We start from the raw sequence: 24,962 nt of genomic DNA on the forward strand, positions 1-24,962 counted from the left end.
CGCAGATCGCTGTTTCCTTCAGTGACACATCGAGTCCGGCATAGTATTCCATGACTTCCTCCATGATGAAGAGAGCAGAAGCGTGAGGCCAGAGCTGCGCTGCTGCAATCACCCCATCTATGTAGAGGATGACAGGCCAACACTAGGGGAGACGATAAATCCCCATTCAAGTCGTAACGCGCTGTAGTGGCTGCGTTCTGCCGCGTTACGAAAGAGTGTAAGAGACAAAGAAAGTGGGCCAGAGACGATTGTGGATCTAGAGGTCCCCGTTCGAGCCGGGGAAGCGGTACCATCCTTCACCGATATCCTTGCGCCTGAAGTTCGAACAGTTCGGCATAGCGTCCGGGCCGCGCCACCAGTTCCTCGTGGCTGCCCTGGTCCTGCACGCGCCCTCCTTCAAGCACGATGATCCGGTCGGCCATTCGAACGCTCGAGAAGCGGTGGGATATCAGCAGCGCGGTTCGGCCTTGGGTCAGGTCGCGGAAGCGCTGGAACACCTCGAATTCGGCGCGGGCGTCCAGCGCGGCTGTGGGTTCGTCCAGCACCAGAAGCTGCGCGTCACGCATATAGGCCCGAGCGATGGCCAGCTTTTGCCATTCGCCTCCCGACAAGTCCAAACCGCGCGCGAAGCGTTTCCCGACCATCTGGTCGTAGCCCTGCGGCAGCTTGGCGATCACCTGATCCGCCAGCGCCCGTTCAGCTGAGGATACGATGCGGGGCCGGTCGTCCCGCGCCTCAATCCGGCCGATGGCGATGTTTTCCGCGGCCGTGACGGCATAGCGGACGAAATCCTGGAAGATCACCCCCACCGTCGCCCTCAGCTGGTCGAGGTCATAGTCCCGCAGGTCCCGCCCATCCAGCGTGATGCGCCCTTCATCCGGGTCATAGAGCCGCGCCAGCAGCTTGACGATGGTGGTCTTGCCGGCGCCGTTCTCGCCCACCAGCGCCACCGTCTCGCCCGCTCGCAGGTCAAGCGTCATGCCGCGAACGGCCCAATCCTCGCGCCCCGGATAGCGGAAGCCCACGTCCTCGAACCGAAAGCCCTGCACGATGGGCTGCGGGATCGGCAGGGGCTCGGTGGGTGAGGCGATGGCCGGGGTGGCGGTGAAGAAATCGAACAGGTCGTCCAGGAACATGGCCTGGCCCGCCATGCTGGAGAAGCTGGACAGCAACCCCTCCAGCAGCCCGCGAAGGCGCAGGAAGCTGCCAGACAGAAAGGTCAGGTCGCCGATGGACAGCTGCCCCGTCAGGGTGCGGGCGACGATCCACAGGAACGCGCCGTAATAGGCCAGCGTCCCAAGCGCCGTCAGCAGCGCCATGACCGAAAGCTGCCGGCGCTGGATGGCGCGATTCTCAACGTAGAAGCGGCGGGCGAGCGTCAGATAGCGGTCGCGCAGCCAGGGCGACAGGCCGAAGATCTTGACCTCTTTCGCGGTCTCGGCGGTGGCGGCAATCATGCGCAGATAGTCGCGCTCGCGCCGGTCGGCTGCGCGGGCGTGGTTCAGGGCATAGGTCCGGGCGTTGAAATGCATCTCTCCGAACAGCGACGGGATCAGCGCCAAGGCCAGCAGCACGACCAGCCAAGGGTTGTAGACCAACAGGCCCACAGCAAAGCTGAGAACAGTGACGACGTCCTGCAGCTGCTGCATGATCTGGTTCAGCAACGGGATGCGCCCCATCGTCTGGCGGCGCGCGCGGTCCAGCCGGTCCTGGAATGACGCGTCTTCAAAGCTGGCAAGGTCCAGCCCCGCCGCGTGGTCCATCAGCCGGATCGAGATGTCGATGACCAGCTTTTCCTGCAAAAGCGCGTCGGTATAGCTGACCAGCCGCCCCAGGATGTCCTGCGCCACCGCCAGCGCCAACTCCAGCAGCACGAGGCCGATCAGCGGATGCGCCAGGCCGCTGTCCCACCAGCCCGCCAGCGTATCCGGGCCGCCTGATGCCGACAGCGCCACCACCCGGTCGATGATCAGCTTGCCGACCCACAGCATCGCAACCGGCATCAGCGCGCGGGCCAGACGCAGCGCCACCATCGCCATCGTCAGGCCGGGGCTGGCCCGCCAGACCATTGACAGGAACGGGGGGATGTTCTTCAGGGCGGCCCAACGCGCCGAGAAATTGGCTGACGGCGCGTCGGGCGGCATGTCAGGCGGCCTCGGTGCGGCGGGCGTGGGCGATCTCGGTTTCGGTCAGATGGCCGGGGAAGTGGCAGGCAATGCCATGGTCACCGCCCAGCAGCTCTGGCACCTCGGCCGCGCAGCGCGCTTGCGCGCGCGGGCAGCGGGTGCGGAAGACGCAGCCCGAGGGCGGGTTCATGGGCGAGGGCAGGTCACCCGCCAGCGGCACGATTGTCTTCGACGTCTCGATCGTGGGGTCCGGTACGGGAACCGCCGACAGCAGCGCCTGCGTATAGGGGTGCTGGGGATTGCCATAGAGGTCGTCCGAGGATGCGGTCTCCATTACCCTGCCCAGATACAGGACCATCACGCGGTCGCTGATATGTTTCACCACCGACAGGTCATGCGCAATGAAGATCAGCGACAGGCCCAGGTCCTTCTGCAGGCGGATCAGCAGGTTGATGACTTGCGCCTGGATGGACACGTCGAGCGCGCTGACCGGCTCATCGCAGATGATCAGCCGCGGCTCGACGATGAGGGCGCGGGCGATGCCGATACGCTGGCACTGGCCGCCGCTGAATTCATGGGGATAGCGGTTGATCTGGTTCGACAGCAGGCCGACCTTCTCCATCATCGCGCGCACCCGGTCCTTGACTTCGGCGCGGCCAAGCTTGGGGCGGTGAGTGGTCAGAGGTTCGGCGATGATCTGGCCCACGGTCATGCGCGGGTTCAGGCTGGCCAGCGGGTCCTGGAAGACCATCTGGATATCGCTGCGATAGGCCATCATCTGGCGTGGCGTCATCGCCAGCAGGTCCTGCCCGTCGTTCCACCGGGCCAGCCCCGTGGCCGGAACAAGCCCGATCAGCGCGCGGGCCAGGGTGGACTTCCCGCAACCCGACTCGCCCACCACGCCAAGCGTCTCTCCGGGCCGCAGGGTGAAGTCGACGCCGGCCACGGCCTGCAGCGGCTGCGGCTTGGACCAGGGAAGGGCGCCCTCGCGCCGGATGGGGAAGGTCACGCGCAGGTCGCGTACGTTCAGAAGATCGCTCATTGTCCCTCCGTTGTGCTGGTGGTTCCGGCAGCGCCCGCCCCGGCGACTGCGCCGCGCGGGATGGGTTGCGGCACGGCTTCGTTTGGATGGGCGGCGGGTTGGTCTGGTTCGGGTGCGGCACGGGTCATCCGCCCCAGCACTTCGGGGACCGGGGCGTGACAGGCCCGGGCGCGACCGGGTGCAAAGGCCTCCAGCGGCGGGTCGATCGTCGCGCAGACATCGCGGCGATAGGGGCACCGCGGCTGGAAGGCGCAGCCCGAGGGCGGGCGCGACATGTTGGGCGGCTGGCCTGGGATGGCTCGCAATTCCTCGTCGTCCTGATCGACGCGCGGGATCGCGTCCAGAAGGCCCTGGGTGTAGGGCAGTGTGGGTTCCGCAAAGATGGCGCCAACCGGGCCGGTTTCGCGGATGCGCCCGCCATACATGACCGCGACGCGCTCGCAGGATCCCGCCACCACGCCGAGGTCATGGGTGATCAGCATCATCGCCATACCGAAGTCGCGCTGCAGGTCCGACAGAAGCTGCATGATCTGCGCCTGGACGGTCACATCCAGCGCCGTCGTCGGCTCGTCCGCGATCAGAAGCTTGGGCCGGCATAGAAGCGCCATGGCGATCATCACGCGCTGGCGCATCCCGCCGCTAAACTCGTGCGGGTAAAGGCGCACGCGCCCCTTGGCATCGGGGATTTTGACCGCGTCCAGCATCTGAACGGCCTGCGCGACCGCATCGCGCTTGGACAGGCCCTTGTGCAGGGTTAGCACCTCGGCCATCTGGTCCGAAACCCGCATATAAGGGTTCAGCGACGTCATCGGGTCCTGAAAGATCATTGCGATCTGTTCAGCCCGGATGCGGTTCAGGACCTTGGGCGGGGCGTTCAGGATGTTCTGCCCGTCGAAGATCACCCGGCCGCTGGCGCGACCGTTGCGCGCCAGAAGGCCCATGATCGCGAAGGACAGCTGCGATTTTCCGCTGCCGGATTCGCCGACGATGCCCAGAGTCTCTCCGGCCTCGACGGTCAGGTTGACGTCGTTGACGGCGCGGACCTCGGCATCGTTGGTCTGGAAGCGGACCGAGAGGTCTCGAAGTTCGAGAAGGGCCATGTCAGCGCTCCTTCGGGTCAAGGGCATCGCGCAGGCCATCGCCCACGAAGAAGAACCCGAACAGGGTGATGACGAAGAAGAACAGCGGGAACAAAAGCTGCCACAGCGTGCCATAGTTCATCGTGCCCGCGCCTTCCGAGATCAGCGCCCCCCAGCTGGTCAGCGGTTCCTGGACCCCCAGGCCCAAAAAGCTGATGAAGCTTTCGGTCAGGATCATCAGCGGCACCAGAAGCGTCGCATAGACGGCGACGACGCCCAGCAGGTTCGGCACGATATGGCGGATGATGATCCGCCAGGCGGGAACGCCGGTGGCGCGCGCGGCCTCGATGAATTCGCGGTTCTTCAGGGAAAGGGTCTGGCCGCGGACGATGCGGCTCATGTCCAGCCAGCTGATCAGGCCGATGCCCAGGAACAGCATCGACATGGACCGGCCGAACATCACCAGAAGCAGGATCAGGACGAACATGTAGGGGATCGACATCAGAATATCGACCGTCCGCATCATCAGCTGGTCGGTGCGCCCGCCGACATAGCCCGCCGTCGCGCCGTAGAGCGTGCCGACGACAACCGCGATGGCCGCGCCGACCACGCCCACCATCAGGCTGACCTGCGTACCCTGAACGACGCGGGCATAGAGGTCGCGCCCCAGGTTGTCGGTGCCGAAATAGTGCCCGTTCTCCAACGAGGGCTGGCCCATCTGCGCCACCTGGCCCATGACGCTGAAATCCAGCTCCTCGTTCGACCATTGCGCGAACCGGCCGCCGATGATCGCGAAGATCACCACCAGCACCAGGATCGTCAAGCCGGTCATGGCCGCCTTGTTCTTCCAGAAGCGACGGCGCGCGTCGGCCCATGGGCTGCGGCCCTTGACCTCGTCCTGCACCAGCCGGTCAGACAGGGACTGCATCTTTGATTGATCGATGACCATGACCTAGTACCTGATCTTGGGGTCGATCCATGCATAGAGCACGTCGACGATGAGGTTGAAGAGGATGGTCAGCGCGCCCACCAGGATGGTGACGCCCATCATCACGGCATAGTCGCGGTTCAAGGCACTGTCCACGAAGGCCTTCCCGATCCCCCCGGTCGAGAAATAGATGTCGATCACCACCGATCCGGTGATCATCGACACGAAGACCGGACCCAGATAGCTGATGACCGGCAGCATCGCTGGCTTCAGGGCGTGGCGCAGGATCACGCGATGTTCGGGCATCCCCTTGGCGCGGGCGGTGCGGATGTGGTTCGAGCCAAGCACCTCCAGCATGGACGACCGGGTGATGCGCGCGATCGATGCCATATAGCTGGTGGCCAGCGCGATCACCGGCATGATCCAGAAGGACGGGTCGTCGAAGCTCCACCCCCCGCCGGGCAGAAGCCCGTACCAGAGCGTGAAGACCAACACCAGCAGCGGTGCCATGACGAAGTTCGGCAGCACCTGCGCCCCGATGGACACGCCCACCGCCAGGTAATCGACCCAGCTGTTGTGACGGATCGCCGCGATGGCGCCAAGCGAGACGCCGAAGATCACGGCGGCCGCGAAGGACAGCGCGCCATAGGTCAGCGTCACCGGGAAGCCGGCGGCGATCAGCTGGTTCACCGTGCGGTCGGGATAGACAAAGCTGGGCCCGAAGTCGAAATGCAGGACGATGCCGACCAGGTAGTTCCAGATCTGCAGCCACAAGGGGTCATTGAGGCCGTACTGCGCCTCGAGATTAGCCAGCACCTGCGGGGGCAGGGCGCGTTCGCCCGTGAACGGGCCGCCGGGTGCCAGGTGCATCAGCGTGAAGGAGAAGACGATCAGCAAAAGCAGCGTGGGGATCGCCACCGCCAGTCGTCGCAAGACGAATGCGAACAAAGCCAGGGCCTTTCCTGAGGGTTCAAAATGAACGGCCGGGGCGGAAATCCTGCCCCGGCCGGACCATGTCGCGGATGCCGCTTACTCGGCGGTGCGATAAATATCCTTGGCGTACCAGGTGTTGCGCAGGTTCTCGCGCGGGAGGCCCTTGATCGCCGGGTTGATCATGTCGACCTTGGCATAGTGATACACGAAGACGGCGGGGTTCTCCTCGTCCAGGATTGCCTCGGCCCGCTGATAGATGGGCGTCGTGTCATCGGCCGTCGCGGCCTGGGCCAGAAGCTGGTCATATTCCTCGTTCGACCACTTGCCGCTGTTGTAGCCGTCGGTGCGGAACCAGTCGAGGAAGGTCGAGGCCTCGTTGTAGTCGGCGCACCAGGCATAGCGCGCCACCTCGAAGTCCTGATTCTGCAGGCGGTCGGTATGGACCTTCCACTCGACGTTGTTCAGCTCGATCTCGATGCCCAGGGGCCGCCAGAACTGCTGCGCGGCAATCGCCAGCAGGCGGTGGTTCTCGTCGGTGTTGTACTGCAGCGACAGGCGCACGGGGTTGTCAGGGCCATAGCCGGCCTCGGCCAGCAATTCGCGCGCGCGCTCGTTGCGCTCTTCCTGCGTCATCTCGGCCATGCCGCCTTCGGGCGCGGCAAAGCCGTTGATGGCCCAGTGGACCCAGGTATAGGCGGGCTCTTGTCCACCCTGCAGGATCTGGTCGACGATCACGTCGCGGTTCAGCGACAGGGCCATCGCCTCGCGGACGCGATTGTCCTTGAGGACCTCGGGACCCTTCTCGGACAGGTTGAAGATATAGGCGTAGGAGCAGCCGTAAGGGACAGAGGTCGCCTCCTCGGGCGATTCCTGTTCCAGGCGCGGATACTGGCCCGCGGGGATCTGGACGCGGTCCAGTTCGCCGGCCTGATATCGGGTCAGGGCGACATTGTTGTCGTTCACCGTGACGCCGCGGACCGTCTGCATGATGACGTTGTCGGCGTCCCAGTATTCCGGGTTCTTCTCGAACACAATGTCAACGCCCAGGTTGTGGCTCGCCAGGGTATAGGCGCCATTGCCGACGATGTTCTCGGGCTGGACCCAGGCGTCACCATGCTCTTCCACGACCGACTGCGGCACGGGATAGGCGGTGGTGTGCGACAGCGTGCTGAGGAAATAGGGCGTGGGCTCGGTCAGCGTCACTTCCAGTGTCTTGTCGTCGATGGCGCGCACGCCCAGCTGGTCCGGCTCCATCTCGCCGGCGATGATCTCGCTGGCGTTCGCGATGTTCATCAGCTCCATGTACCAGGCGTATTCCGACGCCGTCTCTGGCTTGACCACGCGCTGCCAGGCATAGACGAAGTCGCCCGCGGTGACAGGGTCGCCGTTCGACCAGTTGGCGTCGCGCAGATGGAACGTGTAGGTCAGGCCGTCTTCGCTGACCTCATGGCTCTCGGCCACGCCGGGGATCATGTTGCCCTGGGCATCCTCGATCAGCAGGCCCTCGAACAGTTGGCGCAGCGCGTCCGAACCCTCGACGTCGGTGTTCTTGGCCGGGTCCAGGGACTTGATCGCGTCCAGCAGCCAGTAGGTGTAGGTCTGGTTTTCGGCCAGCGTCTCGCCCTCGGCCGGCTGGACGGCGTGGGCGGGAAAGGCCAGCAAGGCGGCAAGGGCAGTGGATGCAAGAAAGCGGGTCATCCTGGCTCCTTCAGGTTGTGGACGGCGCCTTCTGCGCCGGAGTTGGGCGAGGTTACGCAAACTTGCACGATGGGCAACCCCGCGAATGACGCTTCCCAAGCGGCCCGCCTTGTGGAAAACAGGCGCCCATGATGGCAGACGGACAGATCATTCTTGTGACCGGCGGCGCCCGGTCCGGCAAATCGGCGCTGGCCGAGCGGCTGGTCCTGCGACACCCCGGGCCCCGCATCTACATCGCCACGGCCGAGGCGCGCGACGGTGAGATGCGCGACAGAATCTTGCAACATCAACGGGATCGCGGCGAGGGTTGGAAAACGGTGGAAGAGCCGGTGGACCTTGCCCGCGCCCTGCGGGACACCGATGGACAGGGCGTCCGGTTGGTCGATTGCCTGACCCTGTGGCTGTCGAACTGCATGGGAAACGCCGATCCCAAAGCGCTGGTCGCGACGTTACGTCAACAATCCTGTCCTGTTGTCCTTGTGACGAATGAGCTTGGGCAGGGGATCGTGCCTGACAATGCGCTGGCCCGAAGGTTCCGCGACGACCACGGCCGAATGAATCAGGCCGTCGCGGCCGCCGCTCATGAGGTCTGGATGGCGGTCAGCGGCCAGCCGCTGCGTCTGAAACCGTCCCGAGAGGCGATGAATGAGGGACTTTGACGAACAGGCCGCGGAAGCGGCGCGCGCGCGGCAGGCGCAGCTGACGAAGCCGCCGGGATCGCTCGGGCGGCTCGAGGATCTGGCAGTGTTCATGGCGGGCTGGCAGGGGACCGGCCGCCCGCGCCTGGACCGCGCGCAGGCGCTGGTGTTCGCGGGAAACCACGGTGTCGCCGCGCAGGGCATCACGCCTTTCCCGCCCGAAGTGACGGCCGCCATGGTCCGCAATTTTGACGCTGGCGGCGCGGCAATCAACCAGCTCTGCCGCGCCGCCGGTGCCGACCTGTCGGTCATCGCCCTCGACCTGGATCGACCGACGGCGGACTTCACCCAAGGCCTGGCCATGACCCAGGACGAGGTCATCGAGGCCATGACCAAGGGTGCCGCGGCTGTCGATTCCAAAGCCCAGGTCCTCCTGCTGGGAGAGATGGGGATCGGCAACTCGACGACCTCGGCGGCGCTGGCGGCTGCGATCTTCGGTGGCCCGGCCGAGGACTGGGTCGGCCAGGGCACGGGTGCCGCCGCCGACATGCTGGCGGCGAAGATCCGTGTCGTCGCCGAGGGGCTGGCGCGTCACCAGCCGGTCGGAACGGTGGACACGCTGGCCGCTTTCGGCGGCCGCGAACAGGCGGCGATCTGCGGGGCGATCCGCCGGGCGCGAGAGCTTCGCATCCCGGTGCTGCTGGACGGGTTCATTTGCACGGCCGCAGCCGCTGTGCTGACCCGCGACGACCCCGAGGCGCTGGCACATTGCCTGATCGGCCACGAAAGCGCCGAGCGGGGGCACCGCCGCCTGATTGCGGCCCTGAACATGGCGCCGGTGCTGTCACTGGACATGCGGCTGGGCGAGGGGTCTGGCGCCGCCGTGGCCCTGATGGTCCTGAGGGCAGCCCTGGAATGCCACAACGGCATGGCCACCTTCGCCGAGGCAGGCATTGGCTAGGTGGCACCACGTCCTGCTGGCGCTGGTTTTCCTCAGCCGGCTGCCGGTGGGGCGCTTCCTGCCGCCGCGGGTGTTGCCGCTGTCCGATGCTGCCTGGGCCTTTCCCATCGCTGGCATCGTCCTTGGAGTGCTGGCGTCTCTGCCGCTCTGGCTGACCGGGCCAGGTCTTCTGCCGGCGGCGCTGTCGATTTCGCTGCTGACCTGGCTGACCGGTGCGCTGCACGAGGATGCGCTCGCGGACTTCGCCGATGCAGGCGGCGGCCGCGATCTGGCTGACAGGCTGCGGATCATGCGAGACTCCACCATCGGCAGCTTTGGCGCCATGGCGCTGATCTGCATCACGGTGCTGCGCATCCTGTCCCTTGGCGTCCTGACGCCGTCCCAGCTTGTGGCTGCGGTCGCGCTGGCGCGGGTCGCGCCGGTGGTGCTGATGCGGGCGCTTCCCCTGGCGCGGCAGGACGGTCTGGCACAGGGCGCGGGACAACCTTCGCGCGGCGATGTGACCGCCGCCGGGATGATCTGCATCATCGCCGCGACACTGTTCACCGGCCCGGCGCAGGCGCTGGCTGCGGCGCTGGCCGCGGCTGCGGCAGGCGGCTTCGTGTGGCGCCGCGCAGCCCGGCTTCTCGGCGGGCAGACGGGCGACGTGCTGGGGGCCGCGACACTTCTGTCCGAAACCGCGGCACTGGTTGCGCTTGCGCTTCTGACCTAGCGTCAGCCGATGGGAACGGCTTGACCGCGTGGGTTGCAATGCCCCATACCGCCAGCGTGCGCAGAAGGACCGGGCAAACCGGTCGCCCGCCCGGAGGGGGCGGGCCGCGCCTTGAGGGAGGGGATTACCATGGGCGGCCTTCTGGCCCTGTCGCGCGGGATCGACCGCGTCAACACCGTCATCGGCCGCGGCGTCGCATGGCTGATCCTTCTGGCGATCGTCGTCAGTTCGGTCAATGCCGTGGTCCGCAAGGTGTTCAGCATCTCCTCGAATGCGTGGCTCGAGCTGCAGTGGTACCTCTATGGTGGCGCGTTCATGCTGGCGGCGGCCTATACGCTGCTGACGAACGAACATATCCGCATCGACATCATCTATGGCCGCTGGTCGCGGCGGGTGCAGCACTGGATCGACCTGATCGGCACGCTTCTGTTCCTGCTGCCCTTCACCTCGATCATGCTCTACCTGACCTGGCCCGCCTTCATGCGCGCCTGGTCCAACGGAGAGATCTCGATGAACGCGGGCGGCCTGCCGCTGTGGCCGGCGCGGGCGATCCTGGCGGCCGGCTTCACGCTGCTGTTCGTGCAGGGCATCTCCGAGCTGATCAAGAAGATCGCCGTGATGCGCGGCATCATCCCGGACCCCGTCAGCCACGCCGAACCCCACGAGGCTGGCCACAGAGAGGCGGCCCTGATGACCCCCGGCTTTGAACAGGACCCGGTGGATGACCTTCGCCGCCCGGATCCGGAGAATCGCGCGTGATCGACCTTATCGCCCACAATCTTGCGCCCATCATGTTCTTCTCGATGGTCGTTTTCCTGCTGTTCGGCTATCCGATCGCCTTTGCGCTGGCGGCCAACGGCCTGCTGTTCTTCTTCTTCGGCGTCTTCCTGACGCCGCTGTCGGACCAGGTGAACCTGGGCTGGAACCTGCTCGGTGCGCTTGGCGACCGGGTCTTCGGTGTCATGCGCAACGACACGCTGCTGGCCATTCCGTTCTTCACCTTCATGGGCATCGTCCTTGAACGGTCGCGCATGGCGGAGGAGTTGCTGGACACCATCGGCCAGCTGTTCGGGCCGGTCCGCGGCGGCCTGGCCTATGCGGTGATCCTGGTGGGCGCGCTGCTGGCGGCGACGACCGGGGTGGTCGCGGCGTCGGTGATCTCGATGGGGCTGATCTCGCTGCCGATCATGATGCGCTATGGCTATGACAAGCGGCTGGCGGCGGGGGTCATCACGGCGTCGGGGACGCTGGCGCAGATCATCCCGCCGTCGCTGGTGCTGATCGTGCTCGCGGACCAGCTGGGCCGCTCGGTCGGGGATATGTACACCGCCGCAATGGTGCCTGCGTTGGCGCTGACCGGCATCTACATGATCTATGTCCTGGTCCTGTCGGTACTGCGTCCGCGCTCGATGCCGGCGCTGCCGATCGAGGCTCGCCCGCTCGGCTCGGGCGGGATCTCGCTGCTGCTGGCGGTGGTCGCCGCCGTCGGCATCTTCTGGCTGACAGAGCGTTGGCTGGCGGCGTCGGTCGGCGACGACAGCGCCATCTGGGCCGGCGCACTGACCGTGCTGATCATGCTGATGCTGGCGATGATCGACCGGGGGCTGAAGCTGAACCTGATGTCGCCGATGACCCGAGAGGTGATCATCGTCATGATCCCGCCGCTGGCACTGGTCTTCCTGGTGCTGGGCACCATCTTCCTGGGCATCGCCACCCCGACCGAGGGTGGGGCCATGGGGGCGATGGGCGCTCTGATCCTGGCAGGCATCAAGCGGCGGCTGAGCTTCGATGTCGTGAACCAGGCGCTGCTGTCGACGGTGCGGCTGTCCGCCTTCGTGATGTTCATCCTGATCGGCGCGACGGTCTTTTCGCTGACCTACTACTCGATCAACGGCCATGTCTGGGTGCGCGACCTGCTGACGGCGCTGCCCGGCGGCGAATACGGCTTCTTGATCGCGGTCTGCGCCATCATCTTCTTCCTGGCCTTCTTCCTCGACTTCTTCGAGCTGGCCTTCGTGATCGTGCCGCTGCTGGTGCCCGCCGCGACGGCGCTCGAAATCGACCTGGTCTGGTTCGGGGTGATCCTGGCGGTGACGATGCAGACGTCCTTCCTGACGCCGCCGGTCGGGTTCGCGCTGTTCTACCTGCGGTCGGTGGCGCCACAAAAGCCCTACCGCGACAAGGTCACCGGGCGCATGATGGACCCGATCCGGACACTGGACATCTATCGCGGCGCGGCGCCTTTCGTAGGCCTGCAGATCCTGATGATCGCTGCCGTGATCGTCTTCCCGGGCATGGTCATGCACTACAAGGGTCCGGTCGTGGATACCTCGAACATCCAGATCCAGATCCCGATGGGTGGCGGCGGATTGGGCGGCGACAACCCGGGCGGCGGCTTTGGTGGCCTGGGCGGGCTGGGGGGATCGCCCTTCGCGCCACAGCCGACACCCGCTGCGCCCGAGGCCCCGGCCGATGCTGCCCCGGCACCGGCGCCGTCCGACGGGATGGGTCTGGGCCTCGGTGGGCCGCCGCCGGGCCTGACGAACAACTGACACGGAAAGGGGCCACAGTGGCCCCTTTTTGCATTGCCATATCGCCGATCCTCGAATGATCCTGTTAACACGGTGGCGGACTGGCGCTATAGATTCAGAAGCCCCGCCATTTGCCAAAGCAAGCCGAAGATCATGCAGCATTCGATGAGTTCAGACGACATCTCTCGCGCCCGCCTTGACGCCCTGAGGGTCGAACATCGGCAACTGGACGAGGCGATCGCGGCCATGCAGGACGATCAACTGACTTCGTCCCTCGCGCTTCAGCGGCTGAAGAAGCAAAAGCTGGTGCTCAAGGACCGCATCGCCCGGCTTGAGGATGAACTGACCCCCGACATCATCGCCTGATTGCGGGCGGGGCGAGGTCGCGTTATGCGAGACGCGCGCATGGACAGCCACGGGGGACGACGGACGCGATGGACAGACCGGTAGGGATCATCATGGGCAGCCAGTCCGACTGGCCGACCATGCGGGAAGCGGCCGCCATCCTGGATGAACTGGGCATCGGGTACGAGGCGCGCATCGTCAGCGCCCACCGTACCCCTGACCGGCTGTGGGACTATGGCAATACGGCCGTGTCGCGTGGTCTGAAGGTGATCATAGCCGGGGCCGGCGGGGCGGCACACCTGCCGGGCATGATGGCGTCGAAGACGCGCGTCCCCGTCATCGGCGTGCCGGTCCAGACGCGGGCCCTGTCTGGGGTCGACTCGCTTTATTCGATCCTGCAGATGCCGAAGGGCTATCCGGTCGCCACCATGGCCATCGGATCTGCCGGCGCGGCGAATGCCGGGCTGATGGCAGCGGGCATCCTTGCCATCTCGGACGACGTACTTGCGCAGCGCCTCGACGACTGGCGTTCGGCGCTGTCCGCCTCCATCCCCGAGGAGCCGTCCGATGACTGAGATCCGCACCATCGGCATCCTGGGCGGCGGCCAGCTGGGCCGCATGCTGTCGGTCGCGGCAAGCCGCCTTGGCCTGCGCTGCCATATCTTTGAACCCGGCGCCGCGCCTGCTGGCGATGTCGCCTGGCATGTGACGACGGCTTCCTACGAGGACGAGGATGCGTTGCGCGCCTTTGCGGAAAGCGTCGACGTCATCACCTATGAGTTCGAGAACGTGCCGACCTCGGCGCTGGACCTGCTGGAAAGTCTGCGCCCGATCCGGCCAAGCCGCCGGGCGCTGGCCGTGTCGCAGGACAGGCTGACCGAGAAGACATTCCTGAACGAAATCGGGCTGGCGACCGCACCGTTCGCCGATGTTCCCGACGAAGCCGCGCTGCCCGAGGCGATCGAGGCGATCGGGCGCCCCTCGATCCTCAAGACCCGCCGCATGGGCTATGACGGCAAAGGGCAGGTGCGCATCGGGGACGGGCCGGCGGAGTGGACCGGCGCGCCCTCGGTTCTCGAGGGGTTCGTGAACTTCTCAGCCGAGATCAGCGTCATCATCGCGCGTGGCGCCGACGGACAGGTTTCGGCCTTCGATCCCGGCCTGAACGTCCATGAAAGCGGCATCCTGCGCACCACGACCGTGCCCTGCGGACTTCCTGGCAAGGCGACGACCGACGCGGTTCTGGTCGCGGCGCGGATCGCCAACGCGCTCGACTATGTCGGCGTCCTGGGGGTCGAACTGTTCGTCACGCCGGACGGCCTGATCGTCAACGAGATCGCGCCGCGGGTCCACAATTCGGGGCATTGGACGCAGGCGGGGTGCGCCGTCGACCAATTCGAGCAGCACATCCGCGCGGTGGCGGGCCTGCCACTTGGGGATGGCAAGCGCTATGCGGATGTCGTGATGGAGAATCTGATCGGCGACGACATCGCTCGCGTTCCGCAACTGATGGCAAGCTCCGGCGTACAACTGCACCTCTATGGCAAGGGCGAGGCAAGGCCGGGGCGCAAGATGGGCCACGTCAACCGGATCGTTGGATGATCGTGCCGGCGCGGCCGCGTCTTGCGGTGCGCGCGGCCATACTGCACCGGGACCGCGTCCTGATGGTCAACGCCTATCCAGGCCAGATGTCGGACCTGTGGTGCCTGCCCGGCGGCGGGGTGAATACAGGCCAGTCGCTGCACGACAACCTAGCCCGAGAGGTCGCGGAGGAGACGGGGCTGGCAATCCGCATCGGAGAACTCTTTCTGGTCAACGAGTTCCACGACCCTGCACGCGGATTTCATCAGGTCGACCTGCTGTTCCGGGCTGCGCCGGTCGACGGGACGCTCTGCGCGCTGGACGATCCGGAAGGTGTGGTGAATCGCGCACTTTGGGTTTCGCGGGACGAACTGGTGCGGCTGCGGCACAAGCCTGACAGCCTTGCGGGCGCGATCTGGTCAGACAGCAGCGCGTACTATGATCCGCTGGAATTGATCGTGCCCTGAGCGGGCAGCGTGACGACCGAAGGGCGCAGCCCCGGCCGTCACGGCAGTATTCACTCGGCAGCTTGCTTGACCGCCGTTTCCGATCCGGCCTTCATGCGGAAGCCGCGTTCCAGCTGGTCGAAGGGCGCCACCGGATAGTCGCCTGAGAAGCAGGCGTCGCAGTATTGCGGGCACTTGGAGTTGCGGCCCTCGGCCTCGCCCACCGCGCGGTAAAGGCCGTCCAGCGACACGAAGGACAGGCTGTCCACGCCAATCCAGTCGCGCATCTCCTCGGGGGACATGTTCGCCGCCAGCAGCTTGTCGCGGTCGGGTGTGTCCACGCCATAGAAGCAGGGCCAGGCGGTGGGGGGCGACGCGATGCGGAAATGCACCTCGGCCGCGCCGGCGTCCAGGATCATGTCCTTGATCTTGCGGCTGGTCGTGCCGCGCACCACGCTGTCGTCGACCAGCACCACGCGTTTGCCCGCGATCAGCGCGCGGTTCACGTTCAGCTTCAGCCGGACACCCATGTTGCGGATCTGGTCGGTGGGTTCGATGAAGGTCCGGCCCATGTACTGGTTGCGGATGATCCCCATGCCATAGGGAATGCCCGATTCCTGCGCAAAACCGATGGCCGCCGGTGTGCCGCTGTCGGGGACGGGGCAAACAAGGTCGGCCTCGACCGGGGCTTCGCGGGCCAGTTCGACACCGATCTGGCGGCGCGTCTCATAGACCGACCGCCCGCCGATGATCGAATCGGGGCGCGAGAAATAGACGTGCTCGAAAATGCAGAACCGCCCTGTCGACGGCCCGAAGGGGCGCGAGCTTTCGATCTGCCCCTTGGAAATGACCACCATCTCTCCGGGCTCGACCTCGCGCAGGAACTCGGCGCCGATGATGTCCAGCGCGCAAGTCTCGGATGCCAGGACATAGCCTTCCTCGCCCACGCGGCCCAGCACCAGGGGCCGGACGCCGAGGGGGTCGCGCACGCCGATCAGCTTGGTCCGGGTCATGGCAATGACGCTGAAGGCACCCTCGATCCGGCGCAGCGCATCCTTCATCCGTTCGGGGATGTTGCGCTGGATGGACCGCGCCATGAGGTGAATGATGCATTCGCTGTCGGACGACGACTGGAAGATGGACCCCCGCTCGATCAGTTCGCGCCGAAGGGCGGCGGCGTTGGTGATGTTGCCGTTATGGGCGATCGCGCAGCCGCCCATGTGGAATTCGCCGAAGAAGGGCTGCACGTCGCGGATGGCGGTGTTGGCCTTGGTCCCGGCGGTCGAGTAGCGCACGTGGCCGATGGCCAGTGGCCCCGGCAGGGTCGCCATCAGTTCCGGCTTGGTGAAGTTGTCGCGGACATAGCCGAAGCGATGGGCGCTGTTGAAGCCGTGCTCGGGGTCGTGGGTGACGATCCCGCCCGCCTCCTGACCGCGATGCTGCAGGGCATGAAGCCCGAGCGCGACGAAGTTCGAGGCATCGGCTACGCCGATCGCTCCGAAGATCCCGCATTCCTCGTGCAGTCGGTCCGAATCAAACGGATGGGCCAGGAAGGGTTGCATCGGCACGTCCTGATGGCTGGGGGCTGTCGCCGGCTATGTAGTGCGCCCGGCCCGCAAAGTCACGCCCCCGCAGTGGCTGCGGGGGCGTTTTTCGTCACGGTGCTGTCGCAATGGGAAAAAGCGGCGCCTCAGTCGGCAGGGGCCTCGGGCGTCACGGCCGCGCCGGTGGCGGTGCAGGCCCGCACCATCTGTTCGTAGCGGCTGACGATCCAGCCCGGCGCGTCGGCAGGAATTTGTTCATCCATCTGGGTGCGCATCCGCTCGAACACCTGCGCCGAGCGCGAGTTCTCGACCATGGCGACCTGCTGGCTTGTCATCACACGGTCATAGACGATGAAGGCGATGGCAACCAGAAGGATGCCCCGCGCCACCCCGAAGATGAAGCCCATCCCCTGGTCGACGCCGCCAAGGGCGGATCGCTGGACGACCGAGGAAAAGAGCGGCGTGATGATCGAGAAGACCACCAGGGCCAGCGCGAAGACCACCGCGAAGCCCGCAATGGTGGCCAACTCGCAGCTGTCGCCCATGAAGCGGTCCAGGACCGGCAACTGGGCGATCATCGGCCGCACGGCCGGCGCGAACAGGAAGGCCAGGATGGCCGCCGCGATCCAGCCCAGGATCGCCAGCGATTCGCGCACGAACCCCCGCGACCACGCCAGTATCGCCGACAGGATGATGACAGCCGCCACCACCGCATCGATAATCGTGAATCCGTCCATGTAACGCCCCTCGCGCCGGTTCTTCTTGCATTTCAGGCGACTCAGCCGGCGCCGAAGACCTCGCCCACGAAACCCGTCAGGTCCGTGATGCGCCTGAGCGACATTCCGGCCTGGCCCTCGACCTTGGAAGCGTCGGGCAATATTGCCTGTGAAAAACCAAGTTTCTGCGCCTCTTTCAACCTGTTTTCTGCCTGAGCGACCGGACGGAGTGCACCTGACAGGCTGATCTCTCCGAAAAGCACGGCTTCGGGGGGCAGGGGGTTGTCCTCGCGCGCGGAAAGAAGCGCCCCGGCGATGGCCAGGTCGGCGGCGGGTTCGGCCACCTTCATGCCGCCAGCAACATTCAGGAATACGTCGAGACCCGCAAACGGGATGCCGCACCGTGCCTCGAGCACGGCCAGGATGGTGCTGACCCGCCCGCTGTCGAGGCCGACGACCGTCCGGCGCGGGCTGGCCAGGGTCGAGGGGGCGACCAGCGCTTGGACCTCGGTCAGGACGGGGCGCGTGCCCTCGATGCCGGCAAAGACCGCGCTGCCGGCGATCGGCTGGCCACGTTCGGACAGGAACAGCGCCGAAGGATTGGCGACCTCGGCCAGGCCCGCGCCCGTCATCTCGAACACGCCGATCTCGCCCGAGGGGCCGAAGCGGTTCTTGACGCTGCGCAGGATGCGGAACTGGTGGCCGCGCTCGCCCTCGAAATAAAGGACGGTGTCGACCATGTGCTCGACGACGCGGGGGCCGGCGATCTGGCCCTCCTTGGTGACGTGGCCGACCAGGATGACGGCCACGCCGCGCGACTTGGCAAAGGTCACAAGCTCGTGCGCCGCGGCGCGGACCTGCGCGACACTGCCGGGTGCGGCCTCGACCGTATCGGACCAGAGCGTCTGGATGGAATCGATCACCGCGACGTCGGGGCGTTCGGCGTCCAGCGTCGTCAGGATGTCGCGCAGGTTCGTCTCGGCGCCAAGCCGCATCGGCGCATCGGCCAGACCAAGCCGCTGCGCCCGCATCCTGACCTGGGCGCTGGCTTCCTCGCCCGAGAAATAGATCGCGTTCAAGTCCCGGCGCGAGAAAGCGGCGGCCGCCTGCAGAAGCAGCGTGGACTTGCCGATGCCGGGATCACCGCCGACCAGCAATGCCGAGCCGGGCACCAGTCCGCCGCCCAGGACGCGGTCAAGTTCTTCCATCCCCGAGAGGCTGCGGGGCGGCGGCGGTTCGCTGGTCGACAGGCCCGACAGCGGGACGGCGCGACCTTTGGCGGCGCCGAGGCCACGGCCGGGGCCCTGAGACAGGGGCGCCTCTTCGATAATGGTATTCCAGGCGCCGCAGGCGTCGCAGCGCCCGGCCCATTTCTTATGAGCGGCGCCGCAGGCGGTGCAGGTGAAGGCGGTTGTGGGCTTTGGCATGCCCCCATGTGGCACTGCGACGTGCTCACCGCAAGAAGGGTATTTGCGCAAAGAAGAAGCCCTGCGCTCACGGCAATGTCGGCTTGATCTTCGCGGGCCGCGGCGGCAGGGTCCGCGCGGATCACTTCAGGGGCGGCAAGCATGGCGACGGCCTTTTCGCGTTTTGAATTCATGATCGCCTGGCGCTACCTCCGCGCACGGCGGGCCGAGGGCGGTGTCAGCGTCATGACCTGGATCAGCCTGATCGGCATCGCGCTTGGCGTCATGGCGCTGATCGCGACGCTGGCGGTCAGGGCGGGCTTCCGGGCCGAGTTCGTGGACACGATCCTGGGCGCGAACGCGCATACGACCGTCTACATGTCGCCGCAGCGGATCACGAACGAATTCACGGACGACGTCTATGTCGTGCCGGGCCGCATCAGCGATCATCAGGCGGTCGCGGCGCAGCTGGCCCAGGTTCCGGGCGTCACCGGCACGGCGGCGGTCGTCAAGGGCCAGGTCATGGCCAGCGCCAATGACGCCTCGAACGTGGCCGAAGTCTATGGCATCGCGCTGGAGGATCTGGAGGAGATGCCCCGCATCGTGAACCCCGACACCTCGGTCGGTGATCTTGCGCGCTTCGACGATGGCATCGCCATCGGATCGGGCATTGCGCGTGAATTGGGCGTGACGGTCGGCGACCGTATCCGGCTGATCGCGCCGGAAGGGGCGCGTACGGCCTTCGGAACCACGCCGCGCGTCAACGCGTATGAGGTGACCTATATCTTCACCGCCGGCCGCTACGACATCGACCGGACCCGTATCTACATGCCGCTGGCCGAGGCGCAGAGCTATTTCAACCGCGAGGGCGTCGTCGACGAGATCGAGGTCTTTGTCGACGACCCGGAGCGCGTGGACGACTGGACGCTGCCGTTGATGCAGGCGGCGGGCCAAGGTGCGCAGGTCTGGACCTGGCGCGACAGTTCAGGGGCGTTTCTATCGGCGCTGGACATGGAGGACGACGTGATGTTCGTGATCCTGTCCGTGCTGGTCCTCATCGCGTCTATGAACATCACCAGCGGGCTGATCATGCTGGTCAAGAACAAGGGCCGCGACATCGGCATCCTGCGCACGATGGGCCTGACAGAAGGGTCGGTGCTGCGGGTGTTCTTCCTCTGCGGGGCGTTCACCGGCATCATCGGCACGCTGGCCGGCGTCGGTCTGGGCGTCCTTCTGGCGCTGAACGTCGACAACATCATGGCGGGGCTGAACGCGCTGACCGGCGGAGGGGCGTGGCAGCCAGAGGTTCGCGGCATCTATCGATTGCCCGCTGACCTACGGGCCTGGGACATCTTCCGCGCCGTTGCGCTGTCGCTGACGCTGTCCTTCATCGTCACGATCTTTCCCGCGCGCCGCGCCGCGCGGATGAACCCGGTGGAGGCCCTTCGCTATGAATGACGTGCTGCGGCTTGAGGGCGTCGGCAAGACCTATGACCGGGCGGGGCCTGCGCCGGTTCGCGTATTGTCCGGGCTGGACCTGACTGTCGCGCGCGGAGAGATCGTGGCTCTTGTCGCGCCCTCCGGGGCGGGCAAGTCGACGCTGCTGCATATCGCGGGGCTTCTGGATACGCCGGACGAGGGCCGCGTCTGGCTGTCGGATCGTGACATGACCGGCCTGCCGGACCGCGCCCGGACCGAAGCGCGACGCCAGGATTTGGGCTTCGTCTATCAGTTCCACCACCTGCTGCCAGAGTTCAGCGCGGCCGAGAACATCGTTCTGCCGCAGCTGGCCAACGGCGTGTCAGCGCGGGACGCGCAGGCGCGCGCGGCCGAACTTCTGGAGCGGGTCGGGCTGTCGCACCGGGCCGACCACCGGCCCGCGCAGATGTCGGGAGGCGAACAGCAGCGGGTCGCCTTCTGCCGCGCCCTGGCAAACGCACCGTCGCTGCTGCTGGCGGATGAACCGACGGGCAACCTTGACCCTGAGACTTCGGACCGCGTCTTCGATGTCCTGGTGTCGCTGGTGCGCGACACCGGGCTTTCAGCGCTGATCGCGACGCACAACCATGCGCTGGCCGAGAGGATGGACCGCATCGTCAGGCTCTCGAGCGTCGCCTGATCATTGCGCATGGCGATGCGCCCATGCATCTTGCGCGGGACAAGCAACCGAAGGGGGCAAGAATGCGGGCAGTGATTGTGGCGGGAATGACGGGGCTGGGGCTGGCGGGTCTGGTGGCAGCCTGCGCGCCCGAGCCGGAGAAGACGGGCGCGGCGCTGGATTACGCGACCTATTGCGCCGCGTGCCACGGACCATCTGGTCGGGGCAACGGCCCTGCGGCGGTCGGGATGCAGCCGGCACCAGCGGACCTGACGGTGCTGGCATCCCAGAACGGCGGCGTCTTCCCGAAGACCCGCGTGATGGGTCAGCTGGTGGGCTATACGATGGGCCGCAGCGAATCGCACATGCCTGTGTTCGAAGCACTCCGCGATGGGCCGGTCGTCATGTATGACGACGGGTCGGGGCAGCGCGTCGCGACGCCGGCGCGGCTTGTCGCGCTGGCCGACTACATCCAGACGCTGCAGCAATAGGTCATGCGGCACATCCTGTTGCCGGTGGCGGTGGCCGCTGGAATGGCCGCACCGGCCGCGGCCGACACGTTCGAGCGTTTCGGCACGACCATGAAATACGGCCTGCCGCTGGCCGCCGCGGTCTGCGCGGCGGATCAGGACCGGTTTGAGGATTTCGCGGTTCGCGGTGTGGTGCAGGCCGTCGTGGTGCTGGGCCTGAAGACGCTCTTCGACGGCAGTGCCCTTGGCCAGCGCCCGTCCGGAGAGGGGCGGGGCTTTCCGTCGGGCCATTCGGCAGCCGCGGGCTTTGGGGCCGCCGACCTGGCGGGGAAATGCTGGCGCGAGGATCCGGGCCTCGGCGCCCTTGCCTATGGCGCCGCCGGCCTGACTGCCGTCAGCCGCGTCCATGCGGGCGAGCATACGGCCGAACAGGCCCTCAGCGGGGCGCTGATCGGCATCGGCTTCGGGGCCGCCAGCTTCGGCATCGGGTCGAACGGTGCCGAGATCAGCTTCGGGCTAAGGTTCTAGCGCAGCAAGACGCGCGGCGCCGTGGCGTTGCCTGCGACCTCTCCGATGACCGCCGCCCGGTCGAAGCCGTGGGCGGCGAAGGCCGCCTGCACCTGTGCCAACGCATCGGGCGCGCAGGCGACCAGCAGGCCGCCGCTGGTCTGCGGGTCGGTCAGCAGAGCGCGGTCGGCATCCGTAAAACCTTGGGGCAGGGCGATGCCGTCACCATAGCTGGCCCAGTTGCGCGCCGAGGCGCCGGTGACATGGCCATCGGCAATCAGTCCCTCGATCCCGTCCAGCCGGGGCACCGCCCGCCAATCGATCATCAGGTCGCAGCCCGACCCCCGCGCCATCTCAAGTGCGTGGCCGCCAAGGCCGAAACCGGTGACATCAGTCAGCGCATGCACCCCGTCGATGGCCGCAAGGTCGGGGCCGGGGCGGTTCAGCCGGGTGGTGACGTCGATCATCCGGGTGTAACCCTCGGGGGACAGCGCGCCCTTCTTCAGCGCCGCCGACATGACCCCCACGCCGAGCGGCTTCCCCAGCACCAGAAGGTCGCCCGGCCGCGCATCGGCATTCCGCTTCAACCGCGCAGGATCGACCAGCCCAAGCGCCACAAGGCCATAAATTGGCTCGACCGAGTCGATCGTGTGGCCGCCAGCGATCGGAATGCCCGCCTCGCGGCAGATCGAGGCGCCTCCATCGAGGATGCGGGCAATGGTGTCATGCGAGATCGCGTTGATGGGCATCCCCACCACCGCCAGCGCCAGGACCGGTGTCGCGCCCATGGCATAAACGTCGCTGATCGCGTTCGTTGCGGCGATGCGGCCGAAGTCGTAGGGGTCGTCCACAACCGGCATGAAGAAATCGGTCGTTGCAACCAGTGCCTGCCGCTCGTTCAGTCGATAGACCGCCGCGTCGTCCGACGTCTCTATCCCGACTAGCAGCTCGGGCGGAACGGGCAGGGCCGCGCTGCCCCGCAGCAGGCCCGACAGCACGCCGGGCGCGATCTTGCATCCGCATCCGCCCCCGTGGGCCAGCGACGTCAGACGGGGTTCGGCGGCATCCAGCGGGGCGGTCATCGGCTTCTCCTGTTCCTTGGGCGCAAATCATAGCGCAGGGCGGTGGCGATGTTCCAGCGCCGGCCGCGGCAATCTGCTTGCAGGCCCGGCTGCACATGACTAGAACGGCGCAAATTTACAGGCCGCCGCGGATCGGCGGCCCTTCTGTCTATGAGGGTAAGATGCAGGTCAAGGAAACGCAGAACGACGGTCTGAAGCGCGGGTATCAGTTTACGCTGCCCGCCGCCGACCTGGCCGCCGCAGTCGATGCCAAGCTGAAAGAGGCTCAGCCCGAAGTCGAGATGAAGGGCTTCCGCAAGGGCAAGGTGCCGATGGCGATGCTGAAGAAGCAGTTCGGCCCGCGCATCCTGGGCGAGACCATGCAGGACAGCATCGACACCGCCCTTCGCGAGCACCTGGAAGGCTCGGGCGACCGTCCGGCGACCCAGCCCAAGGTCGAAATAGAAAACGGTGAAGGCTGGAAGGAAGGCGACGACGTCGTGGTCAACGTGACCTACGAGACGCTGCCCGCCATCCCCGAAGTCGACCTGACCAGCCTGTCGCTGGAAAAGCTGACCGTTCCCGCCGAGGAAGCCGCCGTCACTGAGGCGCTGCAGAACCTGGCAAAGTCGTCGCAGTCCTTCGAGGATCGTCGCAAGGGCAGCAAGTCCAAGGAGGGCGATCAGGTCGTGATCGACTTCAAGGGCTTTGTCGACGGCGAGGCGTTCGAGGGCGGTGAGGCCGAGGACTATCCGCTGGTCCTGGGTTCGAACAGCTTCATCCCCGGCTTCGAGGATCAGCTGGTCGGCGCCAAGGCCGATGACGAACTGAAGGTCGAGGTCAAGTTCCCCGAGGAATACGGGGCCCCGCACCTGGCCGGCAAGGACGCGACCTTCGAATGTAAGGTCAAGGCCGTGAAGGCTCCGAAGGAAGCCGAGATCGACGACGAATTGGCCAAGAAGTTCGGCGCCGAAGACCTGGACGCATTGAAGAAGCAGATCACCGAACGTCTTGAGGCCGAATACGCCGGTGCCGCCCGCGCCGTGATGAAGCGGTCGCTGCTGGACCAGCTGGACCAGAAGGTCAAGTTCGACCTGCCGCAGTCGCTGGTCGAAGCTGAAGCGCAGCAGATCGCCCACCAGCTGTGGCACGAGGAGAACCCCGAGGTTCACGACCACAACCACGGCTCGATCGAGCCGACCGAAGAGCACAAGACCCTGGCCGAGCGTCGCGTCCGCCTCGGCCTGCTGCTGGCCGAGATCGGCCAGAAGGCCGAAGTGACCGTCACCGACCAGGAAATGACTCAAGCGGTGCTGCGCGCCGCGCGTCAGTATCCCGGTCAGGAACGTCAGTTCTTCGAGTTCATCCAGCAGAACCAGGGCGCTCAGCAGCAACTGCGCGCACCGATCTTCGAGGACAAGGTCGTCGACCTGATCGCCGAGCAGGCGAAGGTCGAGGAGAAGACCGTCACCAAGGAAGAGCTCGAGAAGGCCGTCGAGGCTCTCGACGAACTCTGATCCCATCCGGATCCTCATCACGGGCCGCGCCTTCACAAGGCGCGGCCTTTTTCATAGCCGCAGAGACCCTCGCCCTTGGAACGGGCCGGGTGTCGAGACATCCACTCGGCAGGTGATCGGCGCTCAGCGGCCAGCTGATCAATCGCGGTTGAGCCACGATCATGTACCCATGACGTGCTGGTCGACCTAGACCCTGGGACGTGACGGCTTAGGCGACCACGGCTGACCTTTGCCCCACGCGGACCGCCAGCAACGAACCGTTGTAAGACGACGAGTGCAATCGGCATCGGCTAGACGGCCCCACCTGCAATTTACAAACCCGAAGCTCGCTGGATCATCAAGGTCGTGGATTGCCGGCGGCCAAGGGGGAGGCGGTGGGCAGCGGGTAGAGGACAACCGTTCCGCTAAAGTGGCAGCATTTCTCGAATGGCGACCGTTCCACCCGACATTCCAGAGATGGCTTATCAAAGTGATCGGCAGCTTCCATCAACAGCGCCGAGCTTGACCCTTCTGTATCTCCGTTCTGCTAAACTGGCCCCGTCACCGGCCCCGGCCAGGGCCGATGGCGGGGTGGTGCGCGACGTCTGACCCTTGTGGCATGACCACGCGTCTTAGCCTGTCGG

24 protein-coding genes are annotated in these 24,962 nt (G+C 66.2%); 14 read left to right on the top strand and 10 right to left on the bottom strand.

The genetic code is table 11. The features are described 5' to 3' along the window. Nucleotides 1-296: 296 nt before the first annotated feature. From OC184_RS14870 to OC184_RS14895, 6 genes are all read right to left on the bottom strand, one after another. On the bottom strand, nucleotides 297-2,144 hold the full coding sequence (locus OC184_RS14870) for an ABC transporter ATP-binding protein (RefSeq protein ID WP_265507968.1): 1,848 nt from the start codon (nucleotides 2,142-2,144) through the stop codon (nucleotides 297-299). A 1-nt stretch (nucleotide 2,145) separates the two neighbouring features. Further along, the gene (locus OC184_RS14875) at nucleotides 2,146-3,168 is read right to left on the bottom strand and encodes an oligopeptide/dipeptide ABC transporter ATP-binding protein (RefSeq protein WP_265507969.1); all 1,023 of its coding nucleotides are present in this window, start codon (nucleotides 3,166-3,168) and stop codon (nucleotides 2,146-2,148) included. Further along, a complete protein-coding gene (locus OC184_RS14880) occupies nucleotides 3,165-4,268 on the bottom strand; it encodes an oligopeptide/dipeptide ABC transporter ATP-binding protein (RefSeq protein ID WP_265507970.1) in 1,104 nt (367 codons plus the stop codon). Before OC184_RS14880 ends, OC184_RS14875 begins: the two co-directional genes overlap by 4 nt. A 1-nt stretch (nucleotide 4,269) precedes the next feature. Continuing rightward, nucleotides 4,270-5,196, bottom strand: a complete 927-nt coding sequence (locus OC184_RS14885; RefSeq protein ID WP_378926648.1) for an ABC transporter permease subunit — start codon at nucleotides 5,194-5,196, stop codon at nucleotides 4,270-4,272. A 3-nt stretch (nucleotides 5,197-5,199) separates the two neighbouring features. After that, complete coding sequence (gene oppB, locus OC184_RS14890; protein ID WP_265507971.1) at nucleotides 5,200-6,123, bottom strand: oligopeptide ABC transporter permease OppB; 924 nt, start codon at nucleotides 6,121-6,123, stop codon at nucleotides 5,200-5,202. 81 nt (nucleotides 6,124-6,204) lie between these two features. Further along, nucleotides 6,205-7,806 (bottom strand): peptide ABC transporter substrate-binding protein, encoded by a 1,602-nt coding sequence (locus tag OC184_RS14895; RefSeq protein ID WP_265507972.1) that lies wholly within the window; start codon nucleotides 7,804-7,806, stop codon nucleotides 6,205-6,207. A gap of 128 nt (nucleotides 7,807-7,934) precedes the next feature. On the opposite strand from OC184_RS14895, the gene cobU reads away from it, so the two are divergent. The 9 genes from cobU (at nucleotide 7,935) to OC184_RS14940 (ending at nucleotide 15,041) form a co-directional block, all read left to right on the top strand. Continuing rightward, nucleotides 7,935-8,465, top strand: coding sequence for a bifunctional adenosylcobinamide kinase/adenosylcobinamide-phosphate guanylyltransferase (gene cobU / locus OC184_RS14900; RefSeq protein ID WP_265507973.1), 531 nt, complete (start codon nucleotides 7,935-7,937; stop codon nucleotides 8,463-8,465). Further along, nucleotides 8,452-9,405 carry a nicotinate-nucleotide--dimethylbenzimidazole phosphoribosyltransferase gene (gene cobT, locus OC184_RS14905; protein WP_265507974.1) on the top strand — a complete coding sequence of 318 codons (954 nt, stop codon included), beginning with the start codon at nucleotides 8,452-8,454 and terminating at the stop codon, nucleotides 9,403-9,405. The genes cobU and cobT overlap by 14 nt, the downstream gene beginning before the upstream one ends. Further along, nucleotides 9,398-10,117 (top strand): adenosylcobinamide-GDP ribazoletransferase, encoded by a 720-nt coding sequence (locus OC184_RS14910; RefSeq protein ID WP_265507975.1) that lies wholly within the window; start codon nucleotides 9,398-9,400, stop codon nucleotides 10,115-10,117. The genes cobT and OC184_RS14910 overlap by 8 nt, the downstream gene beginning before the upstream one ends. Nucleotides 10,118-10,246: 129 nt before the next feature. Continuing rightward, complete coding sequence (locus OC184_RS14915) at nucleotides 10,247-10,876, top strand: TRAP transporter small permease subunit (protein ID WP_265507976.1); 630 nt, start codon at nucleotides 10,247-10,249, stop codon at nucleotides 10,874-10,876. Next, nucleotides 10,873-12,669, top strand: coding sequence for a TRAP transporter large permease (locus OC184_RS14920; protein WP_265507977.1), 1,797 nt, complete (start codon nucleotides 10,873-10,875; stop codon nucleotides 12,667-12,669). Before OC184_RS14915 ends, OC184_RS14920 begins: the two co-directional genes overlap by 4 nt. A 144-nt stretch (nucleotides 12,670-12,813) precedes the next feature. After that, nucleotides 12,814-13,014 (top strand): YdcH family protein, encoded by a 201-nt coding sequence (locus tag OC184_RS14925; protein WP_265507978.1) that lies wholly within the window; start codon nucleotides 12,814-12,816, stop codon nucleotides 13,012-13,014. A 68-nt stretch (nucleotides 13,015-13,082) separates the two neighbouring features. Beyond that, nucleotides 13,083-13,568 (top strand): 5-(carboxyamino)imidazole ribonucleotide mutase, encoded by a 486-nt coding sequence (purE, locus tag OC184_RS14930; protein ID WP_265507979.1) that lies wholly within the window; start codon nucleotides 13,083-13,085, stop codon nucleotides 13,566-13,568. Then, nucleotides 13,561-14,595, top strand: a complete 1,035-nt coding sequence (locus OC184_RS14935) for a 5-(carboxyamino)imidazole ribonucleotide synthase (RefSeq protein WP_265507980.1) — start codon at nucleotides 13,561-13,563, stop codon at nucleotides 14,593-14,595. The genes purE and OC184_RS14935 overlap by 8 nt, the downstream gene beginning before the upstream one ends. Beyond that, on the top strand, nucleotides 14,592-15,041 hold the full coding sequence (locus OC184_RS14940) for an NUDIX hydrolase (protein ID WP_265507981.1): 450 nt from the start codon (nucleotides 14,592-14,594) through the stop codon (nucleotides 15,039-15,041). Before OC184_RS14935 ends, OC184_RS14940 begins: the two co-directional genes overlap by 4 nt. A 50-nt stretch (nucleotides 15,042-15,091) precedes the next feature. Here the strand turns inward: OC184_RS14940 and purF are convergent, their stop codons facing one another. The 3 genes from purF to radA all read right to left on the bottom strand — a co-directional run bounded on the left by purF (nucleotide 15,092) and on the right by radA (nucleotide 18,707). Beyond that, nucleotides 15,092-16,582 (bottom strand): amidophosphoribosyltransferase, encoded by a 1,491-nt coding sequence (gene purF / locus OC184_RS14945; RefSeq protein ID WP_265507982.1) that lies wholly within the window; start codon nucleotides 16,580-16,582, stop codon nucleotides 15,092-15,094. Between the two features lie 128 nt (nucleotides 16,583-16,710). Continuing rightward, nucleotides 16,711-17,301 carry a CvpA family protein gene (locus OC184_RS14950; protein ID WP_265507983.1) on the bottom strand — a complete coding sequence of 197 codons (591 nt, stop codon included), beginning with the start codon at nucleotides 17,299-17,301 and terminating at the stop codon, nucleotides 16,711-16,713. 41 nt (nucleotides 17,302-17,342) lie between these two features. Beyond that, on the bottom strand, nucleotides 17,343-18,707 hold the full coding sequence (radA, locus tag OC184_RS14955) for a DNA repair protein RadA (RefSeq protein ID WP_265507984.1): 1,365 nt from the start codon (nucleotides 18,705-18,707) through the stop codon (nucleotides 17,343-17,345). Nucleotides 18,708-18,848: 141 nt separating this feature from the next. On the opposite strand from radA, the gene OC184_RS14960 reads away from it, so the two are divergent. The 4 genes from OC184_RS14960 to OC184_RS14975 all read left to right on the top strand — a co-directional run bounded on the left by OC184_RS14960 (nucleotide 18,849) and on the right by OC184_RS14975 (nucleotide 21,782). Next, entirely contained in the window at nucleotides 18,849-20,144 is a 1,296-nt protein-coding gene (locus OC184_RS14960) for a lipoprotein-releasing ABC transporter permease subunit (protein ID WP_265507985.1), read from the top strand. Further along, nucleotides 20,137-20,805: an ABC transporter ATP-binding protein gene (locus tag OC184_RS14965; RefSeq protein ID WP_265507986.1), complete on the top strand. Its 669-nt coding sequence runs from the start codon at nucleotides 20,137-20,139 to the stop codon at nucleotides 20,803-20,805. Before OC184_RS14960 ends, OC184_RS14965 begins: the two co-directional genes overlap by 8 nt. 62 nt (nucleotides 20,806-20,867) lie before the next feature. Further along, nucleotides 20,868-21,275 (top strand): c-type cytochrome, encoded by a 408-nt coding sequence (locus OC184_RS14970; RefSeq protein ID WP_265507987.1) that lies wholly within the window; start codon nucleotides 20,868-20,870, stop codon nucleotides 21,273-21,275. Between the two features lie 3 nt (nucleotides 21,276-21,278). Further along, nucleotides 21,279-21,782, top strand: coding sequence for a phosphatase PAP2 family protein (locus OC184_RS14975; RefSeq protein WP_265507988.1), 504 nt, complete (start codon nucleotides 21,279-21,281; stop codon nucleotides 21,780-21,782). On the opposite strand, the gene selD is transcribed toward OC184_RS14975, so the two are convergent. Further along, complete coding sequence (selD, locus tag OC184_RS14980; RefSeq protein ID WP_265507989.1) at nucleotides 21,779-22,843, bottom strand: selenide, water dikinase SelD; 1,065 nt, start codon at nucleotides 22,841-22,843, stop codon at nucleotides 21,779-21,781. The genes OC184_RS14975 and selD overlap by 4 nt on opposite strands. Nucleotides 22,844-23,004: 161 nt before the next feature. On the opposite strand from selD, the gene tig reads away from it, so the two are divergent. Then, the gene (gene tig, locus OC184_RS14985; protein WP_265507990.1) at nucleotides 23,005-24,339 is read left to right on the top strand and encodes a trigger factor; all 1,335 of its coding nucleotides are present in this window, start codon (nucleotides 23,005-23,007) and stop codon (nucleotides 24,337-24,339) included. Nucleotides 24,340-24,962 lie beyond the last annotated feature (623 nt).

It is taken from the genome of Paracoccus rhizosphaerae, assembly GCF_026162645.1.
GTDB classification, from domain to species: domain Bacteria; phylum Pseudomonadota; class Alphaproteobacteria; order Rhodobacterales; family Rhodobacteraceae; genus Paracoccus; species Paracoccus rhizosphaerae.